Source organism: Nocardia sp. NPDC050435 (assembly GCF_040655395.1).
Lineage (GTDB): Bacteria > Actinomycetota > Actinomycetes > Mycobacteriales > Mycobacteriaceae > Nocardia.
On the sequence record NZ_JBFAJW010000001.1, the window covers coordinates 217,137 to 238,352 of the forward strand.

The window sequence follows — 21,216 nt, forward strand, 5'->3', positions numbered from 1 at the left end:
TCATCACAGTCGATCTCGAATACGAGGTCGACAGCATGGCGATGTGGGATCTGCTGCTGGAGCCGCAGACCTACACGCGAATGTTTTCCGGTATCGGAACCGCTGAACAAGAAAATTCAGAAACGCGAGTGATCCTGTCGATTCGAGCCAGCGTGTCCGGTACGGAAATCACCGTACCGCCGATCGATCTCGTTGTCGCGCGGGAACGGGAAATACTCGAATTGCAGTGCCCGGCCACCGGAAGTTTCGTCGCGATCCGGCTGCGCCGCACCGTCGACGCCGCCCTGGAGGCCGAGAAAACCCGGGTCACCGTCACCATTTTCGGCGCGGGCCGCATACATCCGATCCTGGCCGAATTCGACAACCTCGCCGTGATCGGCTGGGCGCGCGCGGGTTTGACGCGCGTGGCCGAGGCGATCCAGGGTGCGCCCACCTCGATCCTGGTCAACGGCGAGGACTCCGCGACCCGGCTACAGGTGAACATCGCCCGGCAACTGGTCACCACCGGCGTGGTGCGCTCCTATCGATTCGACCGCGGCCTCAAGCAACTGGGCGGCCTCGCGAAATGGGGATTCAATCTGGCCGGCGGCTACGCGGCGGCCGCCGCCTACACGCCCAAGCGGCTCGGGCTGGCCGACCCCGACGTCGAGCACACCTTCGCCGCGGTGCACCAGCGCACCCACCGTCTCGCCGCCGCGCTGGCCACGCTCGGCTTCGGGCCCCGCACCAGCATCGGACTGCTCGCCCGCAACAGCGCGCCGATGGTCGAATGCATGGTCGCCGCGGGCAAATTGGGCGTCGACACCGTGCTGCTCAACACCGGGCTCTCGGCGGGGCAGATCGAGGAGGTGGTGCAGCGGCACGGCCTGGCCGCGATCTTCCGCGACGACGAGTACGAGCATCTGCTCAAATACGTCTCGCCCAGCATCGCGCGCTACTCCACCTCGCCGCCGCGCCCGGACGGCCCGATGAACGTCGACGACCTGCTGATGCTGGACGCGCCCGCGTTCTCCCGCCCGCCGCAGCCCGGCCGCCTGATCGTGCTCACCTCCGGCACCAGCGGCACCCCCAAGAGCGCCCGCCGCCCGCACCCCAAGGGTTTCGGCACCGTCGCGGCGCTGCTGTCGCGGATCCCGTTCCGGATGGACGAGACCATGCTGATCCCCGCGCCGCTGTTCCACACCTGGGGCCTGGCGGCGCTACAGATCAGCACCCCGATCCGGGCGAGTGTGGTGCTGCCGGAACGATTCGACGCCGAGGACACCCTGCGCCTGATCGAACAGCATCGGGTGAGCGCGCTGATCGTGGTGCCGGTGATGATCAACCGCATCCTCGACCTGCCGCCGCACGTGCTCGCGCACTACGACCGCAGCAGCCTGCGCATCGTCGCCAGTTGCGGTGCGCCGCTGGCCGGTTCGACGGTGCGGCGGTTCCAGGAGATCTTCGGCGACACCCTCTACAACGTGTACGGATCCACCGAGGTGTCCTGGGCGACCATCGCCGATCCCGCCGACCTGCGGGCCGCCCCCACCACGGCCGGTCGCCCGCCGCTGGGCACCAGGCTGGCGATCCTGGACCAGGAACTGCGCCCGGTCCCGCGCGGCGTCACCGGGCGGATCTTCGTCAGCAACCACATGCTCTTCGACGGATACACCGACGCGACCCCGCCCGCCGAGGCCGAGGGCATGCTCGACACCGGCGATCTCGGCTACATCGACGCCGACGGACTGGTGTTCGTCGCGGGCCGCGACGACGAGATGATCATCTCCGGCGGTGAGAACGTCTTCCCGCGCCCGGTCGAGGAGGCGCTCGCGCACCTGCCGCAGGTCAGCGAGGTGGCGGTGGTCGGGGTCCCGGACCGCGAATACGGGCAGCGGCTGGCCGCGTTCGTGGTGACCCGCGAGGGATTCGGGCTGGACCGCGACATGGTGCGCAACTACATCCGGCACCGGCTCAGCCGCTTCTCGGTCCCGCGCGATGTGACCTTCCTGGACGCGCTGCCGCGCAACGCCACCGGCAAGATCCTGAAACGGACACTCGTCCAACCGAGTTGACCCATCCGCCCGCACCGCCCCACCGAATAACCGTGGTGCTCGGGACCGCCCCGGGCCGGGCTCACGCCCGAACACGCAACTGTTCGGAAAGGCTCACATGAAAATCCGTGCATTCGGCGTCGGTGTCGCCGTGACCGGCATGCTCGTCGCCATGTCCGGCATCGCGCACGCCGACCACGAGATGGTCGTCGTGGCGGGCAAGCAGGGCGCCGCGCCGTCGCAGATCTGCGCCGACGCGGGCCTGCGCCAGGCCGCGCTCGAAGCCGAGGACACCGCCGCGCCGATCCAGCTGCTGCAGACCGAGAAGGTCGCCAGCGCCTACGTCGGTTCGGTCAACGAGGTCGAAGCCGGCATGGTGCTGCGCGACAACGGCATGATCACGCCCTACGTCGCGCAGCTCAACGACACCGCGCACGCGCTGTGCACCAAGCCCGACGCCGCGCCGGCCGTGAAGTGACCTAGCCGCTAACGAACGACGATGCGTTGCAGCGCGTTCAGGTCCTTCTCCAGCATGCGGAACAGCCAGTAGACGGCGAGGAAGGCCAGCGCGCTGCCCACGCACAGCACCCGGATCGCCAGGATCACCCCGCCCATGTCGGCGACCGGAATGAACGTGGCGCCCGCGACCCCCAGCAGCGGCACCGCCGCCGCGATGGCCAGGAAATAGGTGCTGCGGCGATCCAACTGCTCCAGCCGGCGGCGGTCGTCGTCGCCGATGCCGCCGTGCGGCAGGAACATCGGATACAGGCAGCGCACCGCGTAGAACGTCACCAGGAAATAGGGATATGCCATGGCGATCGCGCCGCAGACGATCTGGGTGATGAAGAAGTGCAGGTAATCCGACCCGGCGATGTGGTTGCCGGTGAGCCGCACCGAGAGCGGGACCACGATGCCCGCCAGCGCCCACAGCGCGAAACAGGTCAGCACGTTGCGAGTGCCGAGCCGTAGCGTGTCGGCGCGCACCCGGGCCAGCGTGGCCGCGTCGTAGCTCTGCCCGCGCGCCAGCCCCCGTGCGGTCGACCACAGGCGCACCAGCAGCAGATTCGTCACGATGAAACCGACCAGGAAGCACAGCCCGTAGGTGGTCAGCGCGATCTGATCGAACCGGTGCTGGGCCGCCGCGTCGAACTTGCCGATGATCAGCGTCCGGTTGTGGTGGTAGCTGTACCAGATGGCCAGCGCGTTCGGAATCGCGATGGCGCAGGCCATGATCGGGTGCATGAGCGCCCGCGCGCGCCGGCGCGGACTGTTCGGCGGGGGATCCACCAGGTCGCGGGCGCGGGCGTCCAGGCAGACGTCGAACTGCTGGGCCAGCTCCGCGCCGTCGGCCCAGCGCTTGTCCGGGTCCGGCTCCAGGGCTCGCGCCAGGGCGCGGCGCAGGGTGGCCGGGCAGTCCGCCGGCAGATCGGCGTAGGGCAGCGCCTCCGGGCTGGCCTCGCGGCGCTCCAGCATGCCGTCCAGGGTGGTGCGGTCGCCGCCGGTGACGCCGTCGTCGGCGAAGGGCTTGGCGCCGGTCAGCAGCTCCCACAGCACCACTGCCAGCGCGAACAGGTCGCTGCGGATGTCCAGGTCGGCGGCGGTGCCCGGCTTGTCCGGGTGCACCGCAGCCAGCTGCTCCGGCGACATGTAGGCCAGGGAGCCGCCGAAATAGGCCACGGGGCTGGCGCCGGACACCGAGCCGCTGAAACTGATGTTGAAATCCGCCAGCTTCGGCTCGCCCTCGGCGGTCAGCAGCACGTTCGCGGGCTTGATATCGCGGTGCAGCACGCCGCGATGGTCGGCGTAATCCAGCGCGCGCGCCAGCCGGCGGCCCAGCCAGGCGATGGTCTCCGGCCAGGACAGCCCGGCCAGCTCGGCGCGCACCGGGGATTCGCCCGGGCGGATCTCGCCCTTGTCCGCCAGCACCTCGTCGACGACGTCGAGCAGCAATTGGCCCCGGCGTTGCTCCGGCGGGGTGCGCCGCACCCGCTCCAGCACGGTGAACAGCGTGCCGCCCGGCACGTACTGCATGTACAGCAGCCGCAGGCCGCGGTCCTCGAGCACGCGCTGATCGAAGACCCGCACGATGTAGTCGTGATCCAGCTGGGCCAGCGTCTGCGGTTCGGCGCTGCGGTCCTGTGAGATCTTCACCGCGACCAGCCGCTGCATGGACCGCTGCCGGGCCAGGAACACCCGGGCGAACGCGCCCCGGCCGAGGCCGGTCATCAGATCGAAATCGTCGATGCGCTGCCCGGCCTCGATCTCTTCCAGCCGGGCGGGCTCGGCCGCCGACAGCAGCGTGCTGTGGTAATCGTCGGTGGCCAGCAGCTCCGAAAGCTGCTCAGCCTGGGCCGGATACGTCGCGGTGTATTCCGCGAGCGCCACCGCCTCGCCCGCCTGCTTGCGGACGTGGAACTCCTCGTAGATCAGATCCGGCGGCAGCGGCCAGCCGGCGAGTTCGGGCAGCTCCGCCGCGTAATCGGCGAGCCGCTTGGGCGCGGCGGCCCGGGCCCAGCGGTGCGCCAGATCCACCTTGATCAACTCGATGAGCGAGACGCGGCGGATCGCCGGGGAATCCGGGAGGAACTCCGGCAGCGACGGCGGCTCGTCCCGTTCGCGCCAGGCCTGCGCGAACCGGGCCACCACCTCGGCCACCCCGGTGCCGGGCGATCGGCCCGCCGCGACCGTCGCCCCCGAGACCACCGGAGCCGGATGCGCCATGTGCGCATCGTAACCCCGGCTACCGACAACGTCCGGGCATCCGGGCAACTGCGGGAGGTCAGTGCGGCGGGTACTGGGGCGGCGTCGGCTGACCCCAGGCGTTCGGTGCCGGTGCGGGCGGGGTCCACTGGGCCGGAGGCGGGGCTGTCGCGGCACCGGATTTACCGGCCGAAACCATGGCCAGGACGAGGGCGGCGAGGTTGAGTAGGAAGCTCAGCAGCGTGAGCAGGGCGACGCCTGATACGACGCCGGAGAACCGGCTGTTGAAAATCACCGCGGTCAGGCCGGAGGTGAGCAACATGCCCGCGCCGGCCGCGGCAAACGTGCGCAGCGCGGGAGACGGCAGCCCGATCAGCAGCAGCACCGCCGAGACCACGGCGGCCAGCAGAATCAGGATCAAGGGTATTTCGAGCCAGAAATCGGTTCGGAAGTAGTACCTGCCGCCGAAGACCAGCCGCTCGATCCCCGCCAGAATCGCGGCGACCAGCAGTAGCGCGCCCGCCACCCGTCCCAGGGCGACACCCGGTCGGCCGGGCTGCGGCGGATAGCCCGGCCGCTGACCGTGGGCCGCCGGGTATCCGGGCGGAACGGCTTGTCCTTGATACGGGTTCGGTGGCTGCGCGCCGTACGGGGGCGGGCTCGCGGGCATGTGCTGACCCGCGCCCGGAAAACCGGCAGGCGGGACCGGCTGGCCGGGGGTGGGATAGGAGCCGTGCGGCGCTGGGTAGCCTGCTCGGTCGGCCGTGGTAGGTGCGGCTTGCCCCGGGACCGCACCCCAGGGTGATTGGCCCGCCGCGTGATCGCCGCCCTGGCCTGCTGCCTGGTAGGAGCCCGGCGAAGCGGGTTGTCCCGGCGATGGGACCGAACCCGGCGTCCCGGCCGGGAGCGCCGAACCGGATCCGTCCTGGGGCTGTGGCTGACTCGGATTCGTCATAGACGATGTCCTCCCCGGGCAGCCGGACCGACCGCCCCTGTAGTTGGTCCAGCCAGCAACCCTAGGCGAATCGCAGGCCGGGCGTGCGGTGATTACACGCGCGCCCGGCCTCGGACGTGCGCTGCGAACTTCGAATTCCGTTGCTGCACAGCGTGTCCGAGGATCAGATGAGCATCTGGAAGATGGCCAGCCACTGCGGCGGCGCAACCAGCCCCACGGGTGCGTCGAGCGGAATCCCGGTATCCGCAAAGGCTTTGCGGACGGCGCGGGCAGGGAACTCGCGGCTCAGGGTGGCGGCGAGCGAACCGCCGACACCGGTGAAGCCCAGCGCGACGAAGCGTCGATAGGCGGGAAGGGTCGCGTGGGGGAGCAGCGGCCGGGGATGGGTGCGTAGGTGCAGGATCGCGCCGTCGACCTGGGGTATCGGGTGGAAGCGCCGCCGGTCGACGCGCGGCCCGAGTTCCAGTGCGACCATCGGATACTGGGTGACGGCCAGTTTGGTCCAGCGGCCGTAACCGCCGGAGTGCTTGCGCGCGAACTCCTCCTGCACGAGCAGCGTGGCCGAGCGCAGGTGCGGGGCGGCCAGGCACCAGCGGACGATGTCGGTACTGCTGGCGAACGGGATGTTCGCGACCACCGCGAAGGGTTCCCCGGGCGGCGTGACCGCGCGAAAATCGCTGTGATAGCAGCGGATTCGATCGTCTCCCGCGTAGCGGCGGCGCAACCGCCCGGCGTAGTGGCCGTCGATCTCGTACGCCAGGATCCGCCCGGCCGTGCCGAGCAGCTGACGGGTGAGCATGCCGTCGCCGGCGCCGATCTCCACGACGAGATCGGCCGCACCGACCCGGGATTCGCGGACCAGCAGGCGCGCGGTCGCGGCGTCGGCGAGGAAGTTCTGCGACAGCCGTTTGCGCGGCCCGGTGTGGGTATCGCGGGCACGCGGAAGGGAACGATTGCGGGACATGGGTGTCCTCCGGACGGAGTGGTCGAATCAGGAACCAGTGATTCGCCCGGACCCATGCCAGGGCACGGTGAGACCGACGAGACGTCGGCGAAGAATCCGATCAGCGCGGACAGCGCGCCACGGCGTGCGGTCTAGCGCGCGATCGGGAAGTCACGGTGCGCCGGCTGAGCCCAGGCCACCGTGCGCAGTCGAAGGTAGAACGCGCCGACAGCGCACGCTCCGTTCCCGCCTGGACTACCCATGCCCCACAACATACCCAGCGCCGCCCGCCCGGCGAAACCGATTTTCGTGGCGGCACCGAGAGGGGTAGTTGCGTTTTGGTGACAGTTCAACCCGGCTACCGGACAGCGAACTAGCATCGCCACTAGGTCGGGGAGACCCTGGAGGCTCATATGCGTACCAGCCATAAGTCCCGTCTACACGCTCTGACGCGGTGGTTAGTACCCGCGGGCCTGGGTGCCGCGCTCGTCGTGGCGCCCCTCGCGGTCCCGGTGGCCCACGCCGACGCCGACTACGGCGGCGGCTGCGTCCTGTACGAGGGCAACCGAGCGGCGACCATCGATTCCCTGCGTTTCCGCTGCAACCCCGCGCAACAGGACGCCATCTATCGGGACGCGTCGCCCGGCGCGGTGCCGATGGGCGTGAAGAACGGCTGGGTGATCCGGCCGATCGACATGCAGGCGTGGACTCCGGCGGTGTGGATCGGCAAAACCTTCTACACCGGCCCGGACGGCGGCTACCTGCAGAACCGCATCACTCCGGCCGGCGTCGAGGGCTGGCCGGCGGATGTGTTCCGGGGACCGGGCCTGCTCGACGGCGGGCCGTCCTGGGTGCTGGACTACCGGCCGTCGCCGACGCCGCAGATCCTGGACGAGATCCGCGAGATCACGCCGGGCGTGTGGTTCGGCTATTCGTGGTCGCGGGACCCGGGCGGCCCCGCGCAGTTGCTGACGTTCGCCGTCGCCTAATTCGTTTGGCGTTGCCGGTGGCCTCGGGCATCATCCCTGCGATGAGCATGCGCACGGCCCAGGACCTGGCCACCTATCTCCAGCAGGGCGGATCGGTCAAGTATCTGACCTTCTGGGGCCACCGGCCGCAGCGCGACGGGAGCATCGGTCCCGGCGCGCTGAGCCAGTGGTGGCCGGTCGAGTTCACCGTCGACGGCAACGTCTTCCGCAGCGCCGAGCACTACATGATGTGGGGCAAGGCGATGCTGTTCGGCGACACCGCGACCGCCGCGCGGATCCTGGAGGTCGCCCACCCCAAGCAGGCCAAGGACCTGGGCCGCGTGGTGCGCGACTTCGACGAAACCACTTGGAACGCCGCCCGTTTCGACATCGTCGTCACCGGCAACGTAGCCAAGTTCGGCCAGCACGAACCCCTCCGCGAATACCTGCTCCGCACCGGCGACCGCGTCCTGGTGGAAGCCAGCCCCACCGATCGGATCTGGGGCATCGGCCTCACCGCCGACGACCCCCGCGCCGCCGATCCCACCACCTGGCGCGGCCTGAACCTCCTCGGCTTCGCCCTTATGGCGGCCCGCGACATTTTGCGCGCGCAGGCCGGCTGATCCGTTTCGAGCGCGGCCTTCGACCGTCGATTCAGCGGCGGGTGCGCGAAGTGTTTCGAGGTGCGCTGGCCGCTCAGGCGGACTGGTCGACGGTTGCGCGCTGCTGCTCGGCGGCTTCGCGCCAGACGCCCGCTTCGGCGTAATTGCCCTGGCGGTCGAGGAGTTCCGCGAGTCCGGACATCGCCCGGGGTTCGCGGTTGTCCGCGGCGACGCGCCACCAGCGCTCGGTATCGGCGACATCGCCGCGCCGGAATCGGACCACGCCGAGGTCGTAAGCGGCTGCGGCGTGCCCGGCCTCCGCCGCCTGCGCCCACAGTCCGCAGGCTTCGTCCTCCTCGCCGCGACCGTACATGGCGACGCCCAGGTCGTAGAGCGCGCCGCGATAGCCGAGATCGGGATTCGGGTCGCGCACCGCTCCCGGCCGCCACTCGGCGTCACCGGTGTGCCCGGGAACCTCACCCGGCGCCCACGCCGGAATAGCGAGCGGCTGCCCCGGCGCAATCGGCCAATCCTCCTGCACCACAGGCTGTGCCGCCGTATTCGGCGCGAACCAATCCTGCTGCCCGGCCACCTTCGGCTGCGCCGCGACCATCGACTGCACCGCGTCCACCTGCCAGGTGAACGCCGCCACCGGCGACTCCTGCCCACCACGCCCACTCGGCGCGTCATCCGGAATCTCGTTACCGAACCAATCCCGCCTCGGAGCGGGCGGCGGCTCGGCGGCGCTCCGCTCACCGAGTGAACTATCCGCCTCCCCGAACCCGTTGTGCCCGACCGAAGCCGACGTATCCGCCGAACTCCGCCCGTGCGCCGCCTGCCCGAAGGCGTCAGCCGACCAGGCTTGCGTTTCCGAGGAACTCCGTTCGGCGGATGCGCTCGGGTTGCGAGTCGGCAGCGCGAAAGGATCAGCTGCGTCGTGGCGAACTGATTCGGCGAAGCTGCCGGTTTTGCGCGTCGGCAAGCCGAACGAGTCCAGCGGGTTGGAGGCGTCCTGGCGGAGGGTTTCGTCAGAGCTGGTGGTGTTGCGTGTCGGCAGGCCGAAGGAGTCCGCCGATGTGGAGGTGTCCTGGCTCAGGGTTTGGTCGCGGCTGGTGGTGTTGCGTGTCGGCAACCCGAACGGGTCCAGCGCCGTCGAGGCATCTCGGCGGGACGTTTCGTCGGAGCTGGTGGCGTTGCGCGTCGGGAGGCCGAAGGAGTCTGCCGATGTGGGGGTGTCCTGGCGCAGGGGTTCGTCGGGGCTCGTGGTGTGGCGAGTCGGCAAGCCGAATGAGTCCAGCGCCGTGGAGGAATCCAGGCGGGAATTTGTTTCGGCGGAGGTGCCGGTGCGGCGAGTTGGCAGGGCGAAGGGGTCCGCCGCCGGATCGGCTGCGTCGTGGTGGATCGGTGTGCGGGCGGGGGCCGAGGGTTGCGACGCGGTGAGGGAGTCGGCCGAGAAAGTGCGTGCGACCTGGCGAACCGGCAGATCGAATGAGGGGTGTCCCTCCTGCGAGGAGGTGCTCGGAGACCGCGTTGGTGCGAGCCCACCGCCGGTGTCCGCGTTCCGCGTTGGCAGTGCGAACGGGTCCGGTGAGGTGTCCGGGCGGCCTGCTTCGCCGAAGGTGCCGGTGCTGCGCGTAGGCAGGCCGAACGAATCCTGCGGCGTCGAGCTTTCCGGGCGGAGGGTTTCGCCGGAAGTGGTGTTGCGTGTCGCTAGGCCGAATGAGTCCGCCGGTGTGGAGGTGTTCTGGCGGTGGGTTTCGCCGGGGCTGGTGGTGTTGCGTGTCGGTAGACCGAATGAGTCCGCCGGTGTGGACGCGTTCTGGCGGTGGGTTTCGCCGGGGCCGGTGGTGTTGCGTGTCGGCAGGCCGAAAGAATCCGCTGATGTGGAGGGGGCCTGGCGGCCTGGTTCCCTGGACATGCCGGTCTTGCGAGTCGGGAGGGCGAACGAGTCTGCAGTGGGCGCGGGAGTGTTCGGGAAGGCGTCCGCGGGGTGCTGCTCGTTGCGGGGTGGGAGGGGTGAGTCGGTGGACGGCGTGCGGGTGCTCTGGCGGAGGGGCAAGCCGAAGGGGGTTTCGTCGCGTGCGGGGGTGGTGAACGGGTTCGCTGGTGGGGCGTCCGCGTGGACGGGATCGCCGAAAGTGTTTTGCGGATGTGGCTCGGCGGGCGGGGCTTCCAGGCGGGCCGGTGCTCGGCGGCGGGGCGGGGTGTCGGCGGGGGCGGATTGATCGAACGGGTTCTGGGTTGGTTCGCGGACCGGCTGGCCGAAGGTGCTGATCGCGGGGGCGGGGGCCGTTTCGCGGGGTGGGTCGAATTGTGCGGGCTCGAAACGGGATTGCCAGTCGGCGCCGAAGCCGCTTTGGCCGGTGGTGGGTGCGGGCCAGTTGGGCGCACGGGTGTCGCCGGAGAAGGGAGCGGGCTCCGGTGTTGCGAAGGGGTCGACGTCTGCCCCGGTGAGGCGGCCGTGTTCTGGTCGCGTTCCGGCGGCGGCAAACCACTCCGGGGAACCGATGGCGGGGGCCTGTGGGGCGGCGACCGGTTCGCCGGCGGTCTCGAAGAACTCCTGTGACACCGGGATCGGGGCGGAGGATTCGGCGACCTGGCCGCCGCCCGCCGAACCTGCGGGTTCCGCGCCGGCGGCGGGGGCGAGCCAGGTGCGGGGTGCGGCTCCGGCCCCGGTGTCGACGCCGATGACGAGGTTGGCGAAATTGGCGGGCCCCTCGCCGACGCTGCACCACAGCGTCATTCGCCCGTCCGGGGCGGTTTCGACGACGATGCCGTAATTGCCGGTCCACGATTTCTGCGCGCCGGTTTCGTCGACCCACACAGGTGTCAGCGTGAACAGAGCTTGCGGGCTGGTCGGGGTGAGTTCGAAAGTGACGCCCCCGGAGAGCACATCGCTCCAGACGTCGACGCCGCCGAGCTGTCTGCCGTCGATGCCGATGTATCCGTCGGTGACCGAGAGCCCGATGCCGTGGCCGCGCAATCCGGGCGGCGGCGCGGCGGAGACGGTGTACATGGTGAGGGTGGTGGCGGCCGGGCCGAACTGCTCGGAGTACATCGGATAGACCAGGCTGCCGTGCAACCGGATCGGGTCGGCGGACTGGTAGCGCGCGGCTAACGGTGGTTGATCGGCCGAATTCTGGGCAGGCAGGTGCGAATACGGCTCGTACATCGGTAGCGCTCCGCCTTTCCGCGATGATCATCGCCATGTCTGCGCTGTGCGGCGCGCTACACCGTACTCGCTGCAGGCCGACTCGCCGATGTGTTTCGGCGAGTCGCCCGGGGGAGGCGCGGAAATCAGACGTGTTCTGTTGCTCGGGAAAGGAATTCGACTGTACCTGCCCGAAGCCGATCGGCACGAGATCTCGCCGCAAAAAGTATCTGTAACCGTCGGTTACACATAAAGTGTTTTTGGTGAGAGTGGGGAGATCAGCCGAATGGCGAAGCACCGGAGTCGGTGCGAGATGCCTCAACCATACCCGGTGCCCGCCGATCGCGCAGGCCCGGGGGGCTTACACGCCGACCGCCTCTTCCATTTCCTCCTCGGCGACACTCTCTCGCTCCGCGACAGCCTGCTGCCCGCGCTCGTGCCGCGCCGCGACCAGTAGCAGCGCCAAGCCCGCGACCAGCCACAACACCAGGCTGACCAGGCGCCCGCCCAGCCCGGCCCCGCCGTCGAAATAGAGCAGGCTGCGCGCGCCCTCCACGAATCCGGCCCCGTTCCAGAACGAGTGCAGCGCACCGAAGAACCCGTTCTGCAACTCCGGCCGATAGATGCCGCCGGAGGTGGTGAAGTTGAGCATCACGAACAGGATCATCAGCACCAGCGTCGTCCAGCGCTTCAGGAATGTGTGCAGTCCGATGCCGACCAGCACGATGCCCGTCGAGTACAGCCACGACAGGGCCCAGATCGCGGTGTAGTCGTGATCGATCACGCCGAATACCGGCCCGGCCACGGCGAGCCCGATGACGCTGACCGCGAGCGAGGTCGCCACCCCGATCAGCGCGCGCACGCGCATGCTCAACCCGGCGCCGGCCGCGCCGATGGCCGCCACGCTGCCGTAGGAGCCCACGCTCAAAGCGACGAGCAGGAAGAAGATGCCCTGCCCGGTCGGGTCGCCGGGCGCGGTGGGCGCGACGTCGGTGACCTTCAGCGGCACGCCCTGCTGTCCGGCCACCTGCTCGAAGACGACCTCGGCGGCCATGGCCGTGGTATCCGAACTGCCCTTGGCGACAAGCAGTTCCGGGTGCCGCGCGTCGGGAACGTAGGCGCCGGCGAGGTCGCGCGCCCGCAACTGCTCGAGGGCCGCGTCGCGGTCGGGCAGGGTCAGCACCTCGAGCCCCGGGCCGGCCTCGTCCTTCAGGGTCTGGGCCAGCACCATCTGCTGCGGCGCGGTGCCGACGACGGCGACCTGCAGGTGATGGGGTTCGGGCTGATGAAACGCGCCCAGGTAGGCCAGGGCCATGCCCAGGCACATGAGCAGCGGGGTGAGCAGGTGCGCGGACACATGCCGCAGCTGTGCTGCCGAGGTCTTCACGACGAGACTCCAATGGTTGGTAAATGCAACTATGCGATCGGTTGTATACTACAACTATGTCGAACGAGTCGCCACGCGGGTCCGCGATCCAGGACATCCAGCGCGAACTGACCGCCTTCGCGCGCCGCGCGCGTGGTCGCGCCGCCGAATTGCACCCCGACCTCTCGCTGGTCGCGGCCAGCATCCTGGACCTGCTCATCGAGCGTGACGGGTGCCAGGCCAGTGAGGTCGCCGAGCACTTCCTGCTCGACAAGTCGACGGTCAGCCGCCAGGTCGCCGCGCTGGAGCAGCTCGGATACCTGACCCGCGTGGTGGATCCGGCCAACCGCCGCAACCTGCGCCTGCATCCGACCGCCGAGGGGCGCCGGATCGCGGGGGAGGCCGAAGCCGCGCGCCGGGCCGCCTTCACCGAACGCTTCCGGGATTGGCCGGACGCCGATCTGACCCGCCTGGCCGAATATCTGGTGCGCTACAACGCGATTCCCTGACCTGAATCGACCCCGCCAAAACAACTCCGAACCAACCAAGCACTTGCTACGCTTCGCCGATGATCCCCACTGTGGTATGGGGCACCGGCAACGTGGGCCGGGCGGCGATTCGCGCCGTCGACGCTCACCCGGAGCTCGAACTAGCTGGTGTACTGGTACACAATCCCGACAAGGTCGGCCGGGACGCGGGCCCGCTGGCCGGACTCGACTACGACCTGGGCGTGGCCTGCTCCGCCGACATCGACGCGGCGCTCGCCGCGCGCCCGGGCGCGGTCGTCTACGCGGCCTCGGGTGAGATCCGGCCCGAGGAGGCGCTCGCCGACATCGCCAAGGCCATCCGCGCGGGCGCCGTGGTGGTCACGCCCGCGCTCTACCCGCTCTACGACCCGCGCAATGCCCCGCCGGAATTCCGGCAGCCGGTGCTCGACGCGATCGAGGCCGGCGGCGGTTCGCTGTTCGTCTCCGGCGTCGATCCGGGCTGGGGCAATGATGTGCTCCCACTGCTGATCAGCGGCCTCGCGAGCACCGTCGACGTGGTCCGGTGCCAGGAGATCTTCGACTACACCACCTACGACCAGCCCGATTCGGTGCGCTGGATCATCGGCATGGGCCAGCCCATGGACTACGAACCGCCGATGCTCGCCCCGGGCGTGCCGACCATGGCCTGGGGCGGACAGGTGCGCATGCTGGCGCGCGGTCTCGGCGTCGAACTCGACGAGATCCGCGAGACGGTGGACCGCCGTGCCCTGGACGCGACCGTCAGCACCGAACTCATGGGCGAGTTCGAGGGCGGCACGCAGGGGGCGATCCGGTTCGAGGTGCAGGGCATCGTCGCGGGCGAACCGCGCATCGTGATCGAGCACGTCACCCGCATCCACCCCGACTGCGCCCGCGACTGGCCGCTGCCGCCCGACGGCGTCGGCGCGCACCGCGTGATCATCGAGGGCCGCCCGCGCATCGAGGTCAGCATCGAGGCCGAGGATGAGGGCGGCAACCGTTCGGCGGGCGGAAACGCCACCGCCGCAGGCCGATTGGTGAACGCCATCGGCTGGCTGACCGCGGCCGAGCCCGGTCTCTACGACGCACTCGACGTGCCGCTGACTCCAGCGGTCGGCAAACTCGGAAGGAAGAACCCGTGATCATCGATGTACCCGAGGGCAAAGACCCGATCGGCTACGTGTGGGGCGAAATGGTGCCCGGCATCGGCATCCCCGCCTCCGGCTTCTCGCTCTCGGTCTACGAGCACTCCACGCTCGGCCTGCGCGAATTCGAAGCGGCCCGCCTGCGCATCGCGCAGATCAACGGCTGCATCTTCTGCCTGGACTGGCGCACCGAGCGCGACGGGCAGAAGGTCGAGGAGGCTTTCGCCGACGCCGTGACCGACTGGAAGACCACGGACCTGTTCGACGAGCGGACCCGGCTGGCCGCCGAGTACGCCGAACGCTACGCCGTCGACCACCACAACCTCGACGACGAGTTCTGGCAGCGCATGTTCGCGCACTACTCCCAGGCCGAGGTGGTCGAGCTGTCCATGAGCATCGGCTCCTGGCTGGCCTTCGGCCGCCTCAATCACGTACTCGGTCTCGATGCCGCGTGCGTGCTGCCGGGCCACTGAGGCCGGTCACGGCCGACTGAAAGTCCGGCTCCGGGCGTCGTAGACGGCGTATCCGAAGCCGGCGATCAGGCTCTCGATCATCCGTCGCACCGCGGGCGCCGCGTAATCCACGGCCGACCCGCGCGTGCGGCGGCGACCGATGCTGTCGGCGGCGGTGACGCGCACGGCGTCACCGGCCGCCTCCAGGCGCACCCGCGCGTGTGACCGGGACGCGGGAATGGTCCGATTCCACGACTCCATGCCGGGAATCAGTGTCAATTGCAGATCATCGCGCACCGGTTTCCCGGCCTGGGACCGGAAATAGGCCATGACCTGATCGGGTGTGGACACGACCGCCGCGGGCACGATGACGAACTCGTAACTCACCCTCCCAACCTAACCGGCGCGACCGAATAGCGTTGCCGCTCACGCCTCTACGGAAGTCTCGGTGGGCGGTTCGGCGACGGTGCGTTTCGGCCCGGTGAACCAGCGGCGCGCCGAGACGAACCACCAGATGCCGATCGCGCCGACCACGGTCACCAGGGTGAGCGGGGCGTAATTGACCACGGTCCAGGTGAACTCGCCGTTCCACGGATATCCGCGATCGTCGGTGGGCAGGATGAACAGCACGCTGATCAACGCGATCCAGATCAACGCCACGACACCGATCGGCCGATACCAGCCGCCCAATTGCCATGGGCCGGTCCGGAATCGGCTGCCGTGCAGCTGGCGCAGCAGAATCGGAATGCCGTAGGCGATATAGAGGCCGATGGTGGCCACCGAGGTGGCGGCGGCGTAGGCGACGGGCGCGTTCTCGGCGGGCACCAGCATCGAGGGAATCAGCAGCACGAACGCGAAGAAGGAAATGAACAGCACCGCGTTCACCGGCACCTTGCGCGCCGACAGTTTCGACCACAGCGCCGAGCCGGGCACCGCGCCGTCGCGGGCGAACGCGAACAGCATGCGCGAGGCCGAGGTGACCGAGGCGTAGCCGCAGAACAATTGCGCCACCGCGGCGATGATCAGCAATGCGCCCGACCAGAAGGAATTCAGCGAGTTCTCCAGGATATAGATCACCGGATAGCCGCTGTTCTTGGTCGGATCGAGGGCGTCGTCGAGGTTCGGGATGGCGAAGGTCACCGCCATGATCAGCAGGTAGCCGGCCACCGCCGAGACGATGATGGTGTTGACGATGCCCTTGGCCGCCATGCGCGCGGCGTCGTGGGTTTCCTCGCTCATGTGCGCCGAGGCGTCGTAACCGGTGAACGTGTATTGCGCGTGCAGCAGGCCCAGCAGGAAACAGAAGGCGACGCCGCCGAATCCGACCGCGCTGTTGTCGACGGTCTCGGTGAAGACGAATCCGATGCTCTGATGGTCCTGGGCGCCGATACCGAGCACCAGCACGAAGACCGCGACACCGGCCACATGCCACCAGGCCGAGATATTGTTGATCACCGCGGACAGGTGCGGCCCGATCGCGTTCAATATCGCGTGCAGCACCAGGATGACGGCGAATACCCCGAAGATCGCGGTGCGGTCGGTGCCGATCTCGAGGCCGATCACATTCAGCACGGAGGTGGTGAAAATGGCGGCGCCGTAATCGATGGAGGCCGTCACCGCGATCTGGCCGATCAGGTTGAACCAGCCGGTGAACCAGCCCCAGATCGGGCCGCCGAGTTCCGAGGCCCACCAATACAGGCCGCCCGAGGTCGGATAGGCCGACGCCAATTCGGCCATGGCCAAGCCGACGAACAGCACCATGATCGAGACCAGTGGCCAGCCCCACGCCATGGTGATCGGGCCACCGTTGGCCAAGCCGATGCCATAACTGGCCAGGCCGCCGGTCAGGATCGAGACAATGGTGAAACTGATCGCGAAATTGGAGAATCCGGACCAGGAGCGGGCCAGTTCCTGTTTGTAGCCGAGTTCGGCGAGCCGGCGTTCGTCATCGGTTGTGCTCATGACTTCACCTCGCTGGCGCTCGGCTCCGCCATGCGCACGGCGCGCTGTAACATGATTCGCTCGCTTCGCTCGCTCATATGATGCTCCCACAGCGAAAACGCTGCCCTCACACAGCGTTTGCAGATGATCAGTGTGCGATAGATACCGGTCCGTCGCTGGGTAAGTGGTGAAACTCGCCGGATGCTGTGTGCGAAGCCGCCCGGCCGCAGGCCGTAGCGTGGCGGGTATGAGTGAGCGTTTGGTGATCGTCGGAGCGGATGCCACGGGCATGTCGGCGGCGTCGCAGGCCCGCCGGATGCGCGGACCGGGCGAACTGGAGATCGTGGTCTTCGAACGCGGCCGGTTCGCCTCCTACTCGGCCTGCGGCATTCCGTACTGGGTCGCCGGGGACGTGGCCGACCGGGACGACCTGATCGCGCGCACGCCGGACGAGCATCGCGAGCGCGACATCGATCTGCGGTTGCGCACCGAGGTGCTCGAGGTGGACGTCGCGGGCAAGCGGGTCCGGGTGCGCGACGCCGACGGCGTCGAATCGTGGTGCGGCTACGACAAACTCGTGCTCGCCACCGGCGCCCGGCCGATCCGGCCCGACCTGCCGGGCATCGACGCGCCGGGTGTGCACGGGGTGCAGACGCTGGAGGACGGCCAGGCGCTGATCGAGACGCTCGAGCACACCGCGGGCCGGCGAGCGGTGGTGGTCGGCGCGGGCTACATCGGCGTGGAGATGGCCGAGGCGCTGATCAAGCGCGGCTATCAGGTCACCATGATCAATCGCGGGGCGCAGCCGATGTCCACCCTCGATCCCGATATGGGCGCGCTGGTGCACGAGGCCATGGGCGGGCTCGGGGTGGAGATCATCGCGGGCGCGGAGGTCACCGAGATCCGCACCGGGGAGTCGGGCCGGGTGTGCGCGGTGCGCACGGCCGACGGCGAGTACCCGGCCGACGTGGTGGTCCTGGGCATCGGGGTGCGGCCCGAGACGACGCTGGCCGCGGCGGCGGGCCTGCCGCTGGGCGAACACGGTGGCCTGCTCACCGATCTGTCGATGCGGGTGCAGGGGCAGGACGCGATCTGGGCGGGCGGCGATTGCGTCGAGGTGCTCGACCTGGTGTCGGGGCGGCGCGTGCACATCGCGCTCGGCACGCACGCCAACAAGCACGGGCAGATCATCGGGACCAATATCGGCGGCGGCTACGCGACATTCCCCGGCGTGGTCGGCACCGCGGTCAGCAAGGTGTGCGATCTCGAGGTGGCGCGGACCGGTTTGCGGGAGCGGGACGCCGCGGCGGCCGGGTTGCAGTTCGTCACCGTCACCATCGAGTCGACCAGTCGCGCAGGCTACTACCCCGAAGCGGCGCCGATGACGGTGAAGATGCTGGCCGAGCGGCGCACCGGGCGGTTGCTCGGTGCGCAGATCGTCGGCCGTGAGGGCGCGGGCAAGCGGGTCGACATCGCCGCCGTCGCCCTGACCGCGCGGATGACCGTCGAGCAGATGACGGCGCTGGATCTCGGGTACGCGCCGCCGTTCTCGCCGGTGTGGGATCCGGTGCTGGTCGCCGCGCGCAAGGCCGTGTCGGCAGTGGCGAAGAACGGATAGCCCTACTGCCGCTGTTCGGCCAGCGCGTTCAGCAGTGCGGTCTGGCCGAACATCTCGGCGGTGTCGCGGGCCGAAGGCGTGCCCGCGTCCAGGTCGGCCCCCGCGTTGATCAGCAGGCCCATGATGTCCTTGTCGCCCTTGAAGACTGCGCCCGAGAGCGGGGTCTGCCCGCTGTCGTTGAGCTGATTCGCGTCCGCGCCGCGCAGCAGCAGCACGGCGACGGCGTCGCGGTGGCCGTGGTAGGCGGCGAGCATGAGCAGCCCGTCGCCGCGATCGTTGGTGAGGTTGGCCGGAACCCCGGCGTCCAGATAGGCGGCCAGGGCGTCGGCATCGCCCTGGCGCGCCAGATCGAAGATCTTGCCCGCGAGTTCGATCACCTTGTCGTCATCAGCACTCATCAGCCCATTTCATCATGGCCGAGGGTGTCTGCAAGGATCGCCGCGTGGGGACATGGTGGCAGATTCTCCTGAGCAGCGCCGGGGCCGTGCTGGCCGCCTTCATCGCCGGCGCCTACAGCGTCCGCAACGCGCGCAAACAGCCGTTCGAGGTGCTACAGGCGCTGCTGAAGGTCACCGAAGACCACGGCAGCGTGCTGACCCCGGTCGATCGCGCCGTGCTCGAGAACGCTGTCCATCGTGAGGTGCAGCGCATCGATCGGCTGAATCAGGCCCGGACGCATGGCTTCTGGGCCTACCAGCGGGAACGGTGGCGGCTGACCCTGGCATTGCCGCAGCGGGATCGGTCGACCGCGACCGGAGTGTTGTTGCTGGTCGCTGGCGTGGCCATCGTGGTGTTGCAGCTGGCCGCGGGTAGGTGGTGGGAGACATTCGCCGAAGGTGGACTGAGCCAGGCCCTGCGGACGGACCGGCTGGGGCTCGCCATGTTGCTCGCGAGTATCGGTGTGGCGCTGTGGTTGTCCGCGCGGGCGGTACTGCCGGTCGTGCGCGCGCTGCTGCGCTGGATCCACGTGCTGCCCACGTACATGGTGGTCACCGCCGTGACGGTCATGGTCTATGTCCCGGCGACGAGTTTCTTGTCCTCATACCGGCCCACGCTTGTCCTGCTTGTCGCGATCCCGCTGATAATCGGGGTTGCGATGTGGTTCTGGCTCCGACTCGAACTGGCCGTACTGATGCGCCACCGGGACCGCCGGTTCGCCCGGCGACGGCTGTGTACCAGGCTGAGGAGGCGGCGATCCGCGGTCACGACCACCTCCGCGACGTTGACGCTGCTGTCGCTGAGCCTGGTCGCGGTGTTCATGGGGATGGGTGTATCGGACGCGATGACCCAGGAGGACGAGTTCCCGGTGTACGGCGTCCTGGAGTGGAACGGCTACCAGGCCGGCGTCGACAGCGAGTCACAGTGGATCAGCGAGGTCGAGCCGCTGCCCGGCGCCGCACCGGTCGCTCCGGCGACTCTCGTCTACGCCGTCAGATATCAACTCCGCGACCCGGCAAAAAGCCAGGCCTACCGGACCGATGTCCGGTTCCTGACTACCGCGGCCGAGCTGAGAGTCGACGAACGTGGTCTGTACCACGTGCAGGTCGCTAGCCGGGGAGACCATCACGCGGTCGGTTTCATGATCTGCGAGAGCCCGCGCCCGGGGGCCGCCTGCTCGCCGTGGCAACGGCTCTAGCACGCACCTCCACGTCGCGAAAACCTAAGCGCGGCAACCCTCCAGCGTGGCATCGGCCAGTTCGCTGACCACGTCCTCGACGCTGCCGCGGCGGCGGAAGGCGCGGCGCTGGCGGATCGCCCCGTTGCCGCGTTCGAGGACGGCGGCGACGGTGGCGGTGACGAAGGGGTGGTCGCCGAGGGCGTCCAGGGCGGGGGAGACATAGTCGAGCAGTTCGCCCAGTAGTTCGCGGGTGGGCAGGATGCGGCCGTCGACGGGGGCGACGGCGTCGCCGTCCAGGCCGGTGCGCGCGGCCTTCCAGTATGCGGCGCGCAGGACGTCGGCCGCGACGGGCGGCGCGATCTCCCCGCGTTCCAGCGACATTCGCGCCCGCAGCACGGTGGCGCGGACCAGCGTGGCCAGCAGTGCCGTCTCCTCGACGGTGGCCGGGACGTCGCTGACCCGGATCTCCACGGTCGGCCATTGGATCGACGGGCGCACGTCCCAGTAGACCATCCGCTCGTCGAGCATGATCCCGCTGGACAGCATCATCGCCACCATGGCGTCGTAATCCTGGACGGACCGGAAGTAGGGCGGCGGACCGGCGCTGGGCCAGCGCCGCCACAGAATGCTGCGCCAGCTGGCGTACCCCGTCTCCACCCCGCCGTAGATCGCCGAGTTCGCGGTGAGCGCCAGGAACAGCGGCAGCCACGGCCGGAGGTAATTGCTCACCTGCACGGCTGTCTCCCGATCCGGCACGGCGACGTGCACGTGCGAGCCGCACAGGCCCTGCTCCTGGGCGAGCAGCCCGAACCCGTCGGAGATCCGCTGATACCGCGGGGTGTCGGTGACCGGGACCCGGCCCGGCACCGTCGGCGGGATCGCCACCGCCAGCAGCTGCGTGTCGTTGACCTTCGCGCAGGAGGCCACCCCGCGCCGCAGCGCGCGCAGCTGGTCGAGCAGGTCGGGCGTGTTGGTGTGCACGTCGGTGCTGGTCTCCACCTGACAGCGGGTGAGCTCCAGCTGCAGCGCGATGCCGGCTTCCTTGGCCGTCTGCGCGACCGCCTCGTTCTTGGCGGCCGGCGCGCCCGTCTCGGGGTCGGCGAGCAGGAACTCCTCCTCAACTCCGACAGTCGACGAGACCGCGTCCATCCACCAAGATTACGCCGCGCGCCGGTGCCCGCGAGCGGGTTTCCCGCGCCCCGGACGGTGCGAATCCGA

Annotated in this window: 18 protein-coding genes; 9 read left to right on the forward strand and 9 right to left on the reverse strand. The window is 69.3% G+C overall.

Annotation, left to right across the window (positions count from 1 at the left end):
• Positions 1 to 35 precede the first annotated feature (35 nt).
• On the forward strand, positions 36 to 2,054 hold the full coding sequence (locus AB0I43_RS01030) for an AMP-binding protein (protein WP_356972302.1): 2,019 nt from the start codon (positions 36 to 38) through the stop codon (positions 2,052 to 2,054).
• Between the two features lie 97 nt (positions 2,055 to 2,151).
• Complete coding sequence (locus tag AB0I43_RS01035) at positions 2,152 to 2,511, forward strand: hypothetical protein (RefSeq protein WP_356972303.1); 360 nt, start codon at positions 2,152 to 2,154, stop codon at positions 2,509 to 2,511.
• An 8-nt stretch (positions 2,512 to 2,519) separates the two neighbouring features.
• On the opposite strand, the gene AB0I43_RS01040 is transcribed toward AB0I43_RS01035, so the two are convergent.
• The 3 genes from AB0I43_RS01040 to erm all read right to left on the reverse strand — a co-directional run bounded on the left by AB0I43_RS01040 (position 2,520) and on the right by erm (position 6,652).
• On the reverse strand, positions 2,520 to 4,754 hold the full coding sequence (locus AB0I43_RS01040; protein WP_356972304.1) for a serine/threonine-protein kinase: 2,235 nt from the start codon (positions 4,752 to 4,754) through the stop codon (positions 2,520 to 2,522).
• A 58-nt stretch (positions 4,755 to 4,812) separates the two neighbouring features.
• Positions 4,813 to 5,403: a hypothetical protein gene (locus AB0I43_RS01045; protein WP_356972305.1), complete on the reverse strand. Its 591-nt coding sequence runs from the start codon at positions 5,401 to 5,403 to the stop codon at positions 4,813 to 4,815.
• A 448-nt stretch (positions 5,404 to 5,851) separates the two neighbouring features.
• Entirely contained in the window at positions 5,852 to 6,652 is an 801-nt protein-coding gene (erm, locus tag AB0I43_RS01050) for a 23S ribosomal RNA methyltransferase Erm (RefSeq protein ID WP_356972306.1), read from the reverse strand.
• 470 nt (positions 6,653 to 7,122) lie between these two features.
• Between erm and AB0I43_RS01055 the strand changes: the two genes are divergently transcribed.
• Positions 7,123 to 7,620, forward strand: coding sequence for a hypothetical protein (locus AB0I43_RS01055; RefSeq protein ID WP_356972307.1), 498 nt, complete (start codon positions 7,123 to 7,125; stop codon positions 7,618 to 7,620).
• 41 nt (positions 7,621 to 7,661) lie between these two features.
• Positions 7,662 to 8,222, forward strand: a complete 561-nt coding sequence (locus AB0I43_RS01060; RefSeq protein ID WP_356972308.1) for an NADAR family protein — start codon at positions 7,662 to 7,664, stop codon at positions 8,220 to 8,222.
• Between the two features lie 73 nt (positions 8,223 to 8,295).
• Here AB0I43_RS01060 and AB0I43_RS01065 read toward each other — a convergent pair whose 3' ends face one another.
• Both AB0I43_RS01065 and AB0I43_RS01070 read right to left on the reverse strand, forming a co-directional pair.
• Positions 8,296 to 11,373 carry a hypothetical protein gene (locus AB0I43_RS01065; RefSeq protein ID WP_356972309.1) on the reverse strand — a complete coding sequence of 1,026 codons (3,078 nt, stop codon included), beginning with the start codon at positions 11,371 to 11,373 and terminating at the stop codon, positions 8,296 to 8,298.
• 340 nt (positions 11,374 to 11,713) lie between these two features.
• Positions 11,714 to 12,739: a hypothetical protein gene (locus tag AB0I43_RS01070; RefSeq protein WP_356972311.1), complete on the reverse strand. Its 1,026-nt coding sequence runs from the start codon at positions 12,737 to 12,739 to the stop codon at positions 11,714 to 11,716.
• Positions 12,740 to 12,795: 56 nt separating this feature from the next.
• Here AB0I43_RS01070 and AB0I43_RS01075 point away from each other — a divergent pair, with 56 nt between their 5' ends.
• From AB0I43_RS01075 to AB0I43_RS01085, 3 genes are read left to right on the forward strand one after another with little or no spacing between them, the layout of a single operon-like run.
• Positions 12,796 to 13,227 (forward strand): MarR family transcriptional regulator, encoded by a 432-nt coding sequence (locus tag AB0I43_RS01075; RefSeq protein WP_356972312.1) that lies wholly within the window; start codon positions 12,796 to 12,798, stop codon positions 13,225 to 13,227.
• 59 nt (positions 13,228 to 13,286) lie between these two features.
• Complete coding sequence (locus AB0I43_RS01080; protein ID WP_356972313.1) at positions 13,287 to 14,366, forward strand: dihydrodipicolinate reductase; 1,080 nt, start codon at positions 13,287 to 13,289, stop codon at positions 14,364 to 14,366.
• Positions 14,363 to 14,842: a carboxymuconolactone decarboxylase family protein gene (locus tag AB0I43_RS01085; RefSeq protein ID WP_356972314.1), complete on the forward strand. Its 480-nt coding sequence runs from the start codon at positions 14,363 to 14,365 to the stop codon at positions 14,840 to 14,842. Before AB0I43_RS01080 ends, AB0I43_RS01085 begins: the two co-directional genes overlap by 4 nt.
• Before the next feature lie 6 nt (positions 14,843 to 14,848).
• Here AB0I43_RS01085 and AB0I43_RS01090 read toward each other — a convergent pair whose 3' ends face one another.
• Both AB0I43_RS01090 and AB0I43_RS01095 read right to left on the reverse strand, forming a co-directional pair.
• On the reverse strand, positions 14,849 to 15,208 hold the full coding sequence (locus tag AB0I43_RS01090) for a hypothetical protein (protein ID WP_356972316.1): 360 nt from the start codon (positions 15,206 to 15,208) through the stop codon (positions 14,849 to 14,851).
• A gap of 39 nt (positions 15,209 to 15,247) precedes the next feature.
• Complete coding sequence (locus AB0I43_RS01095) at positions 15,248 to 16,783, reverse strand: amino acid permease (protein WP_356972317.1); 1,536 nt, start codon at positions 16,781 to 16,783, stop codon at positions 15,248 to 15,250.
• A 226-nt stretch (positions 16,784 to 17,009) separates the two neighbouring features.
• On the opposite strand from AB0I43_RS01095, the gene AB0I43_RS01100 reads away from it, so the two are divergent.
• Complete coding sequence (locus tag AB0I43_RS01100) at positions 17,010 to 18,380, forward strand: FAD-dependent oxidoreductase (protein WP_356972319.1); 1,371 nt, start codon at positions 17,010 to 17,012, stop codon at positions 18,378 to 18,380.
• Between the two features lie 2 nt (positions 18,381 to 18,382).
• On the opposite strand, the gene AB0I43_RS01105 is transcribed toward AB0I43_RS01100, so the two are convergent.
• Positions 18,383 to 18,778, reverse strand: a complete 396-nt coding sequence (locus tag AB0I43_RS01105; RefSeq protein ID WP_356972321.1) for an ankyrin repeat domain-containing protein — start codon at positions 18,776 to 18,778, stop codon at positions 18,383 to 18,385.
• A gap of 44 nt (positions 18,779 to 18,822) precedes the next feature.
• Between AB0I43_RS01105 and AB0I43_RS01110 the strand changes: the two genes are divergently transcribed.
• Positions 18,823 to 20,016: a hypothetical protein gene (locus AB0I43_RS01110; protein ID WP_356972323.1), complete on the forward strand. Its 1,194-nt coding sequence runs from the start codon at positions 18,823 to 18,825 to the stop codon at positions 20,014 to 20,016.
• A gap of 24 nt (positions 20,017 to 20,040) precedes the next feature.
• Here AB0I43_RS01110 and AB0I43_RS01115 read toward each other — a convergent pair whose 3' ends face one another.
• Positions 20,041 to 21,147, reverse strand: a complete 1,107-nt coding sequence (locus AB0I43_RS01115; protein ID WP_356972324.1) for a glutamate--cysteine ligase — start codon at positions 21,145 to 21,147, stop codon at positions 20,041 to 20,043.
• Positions 21,148 to 21,216 lie beyond the last annotated feature (69 nt).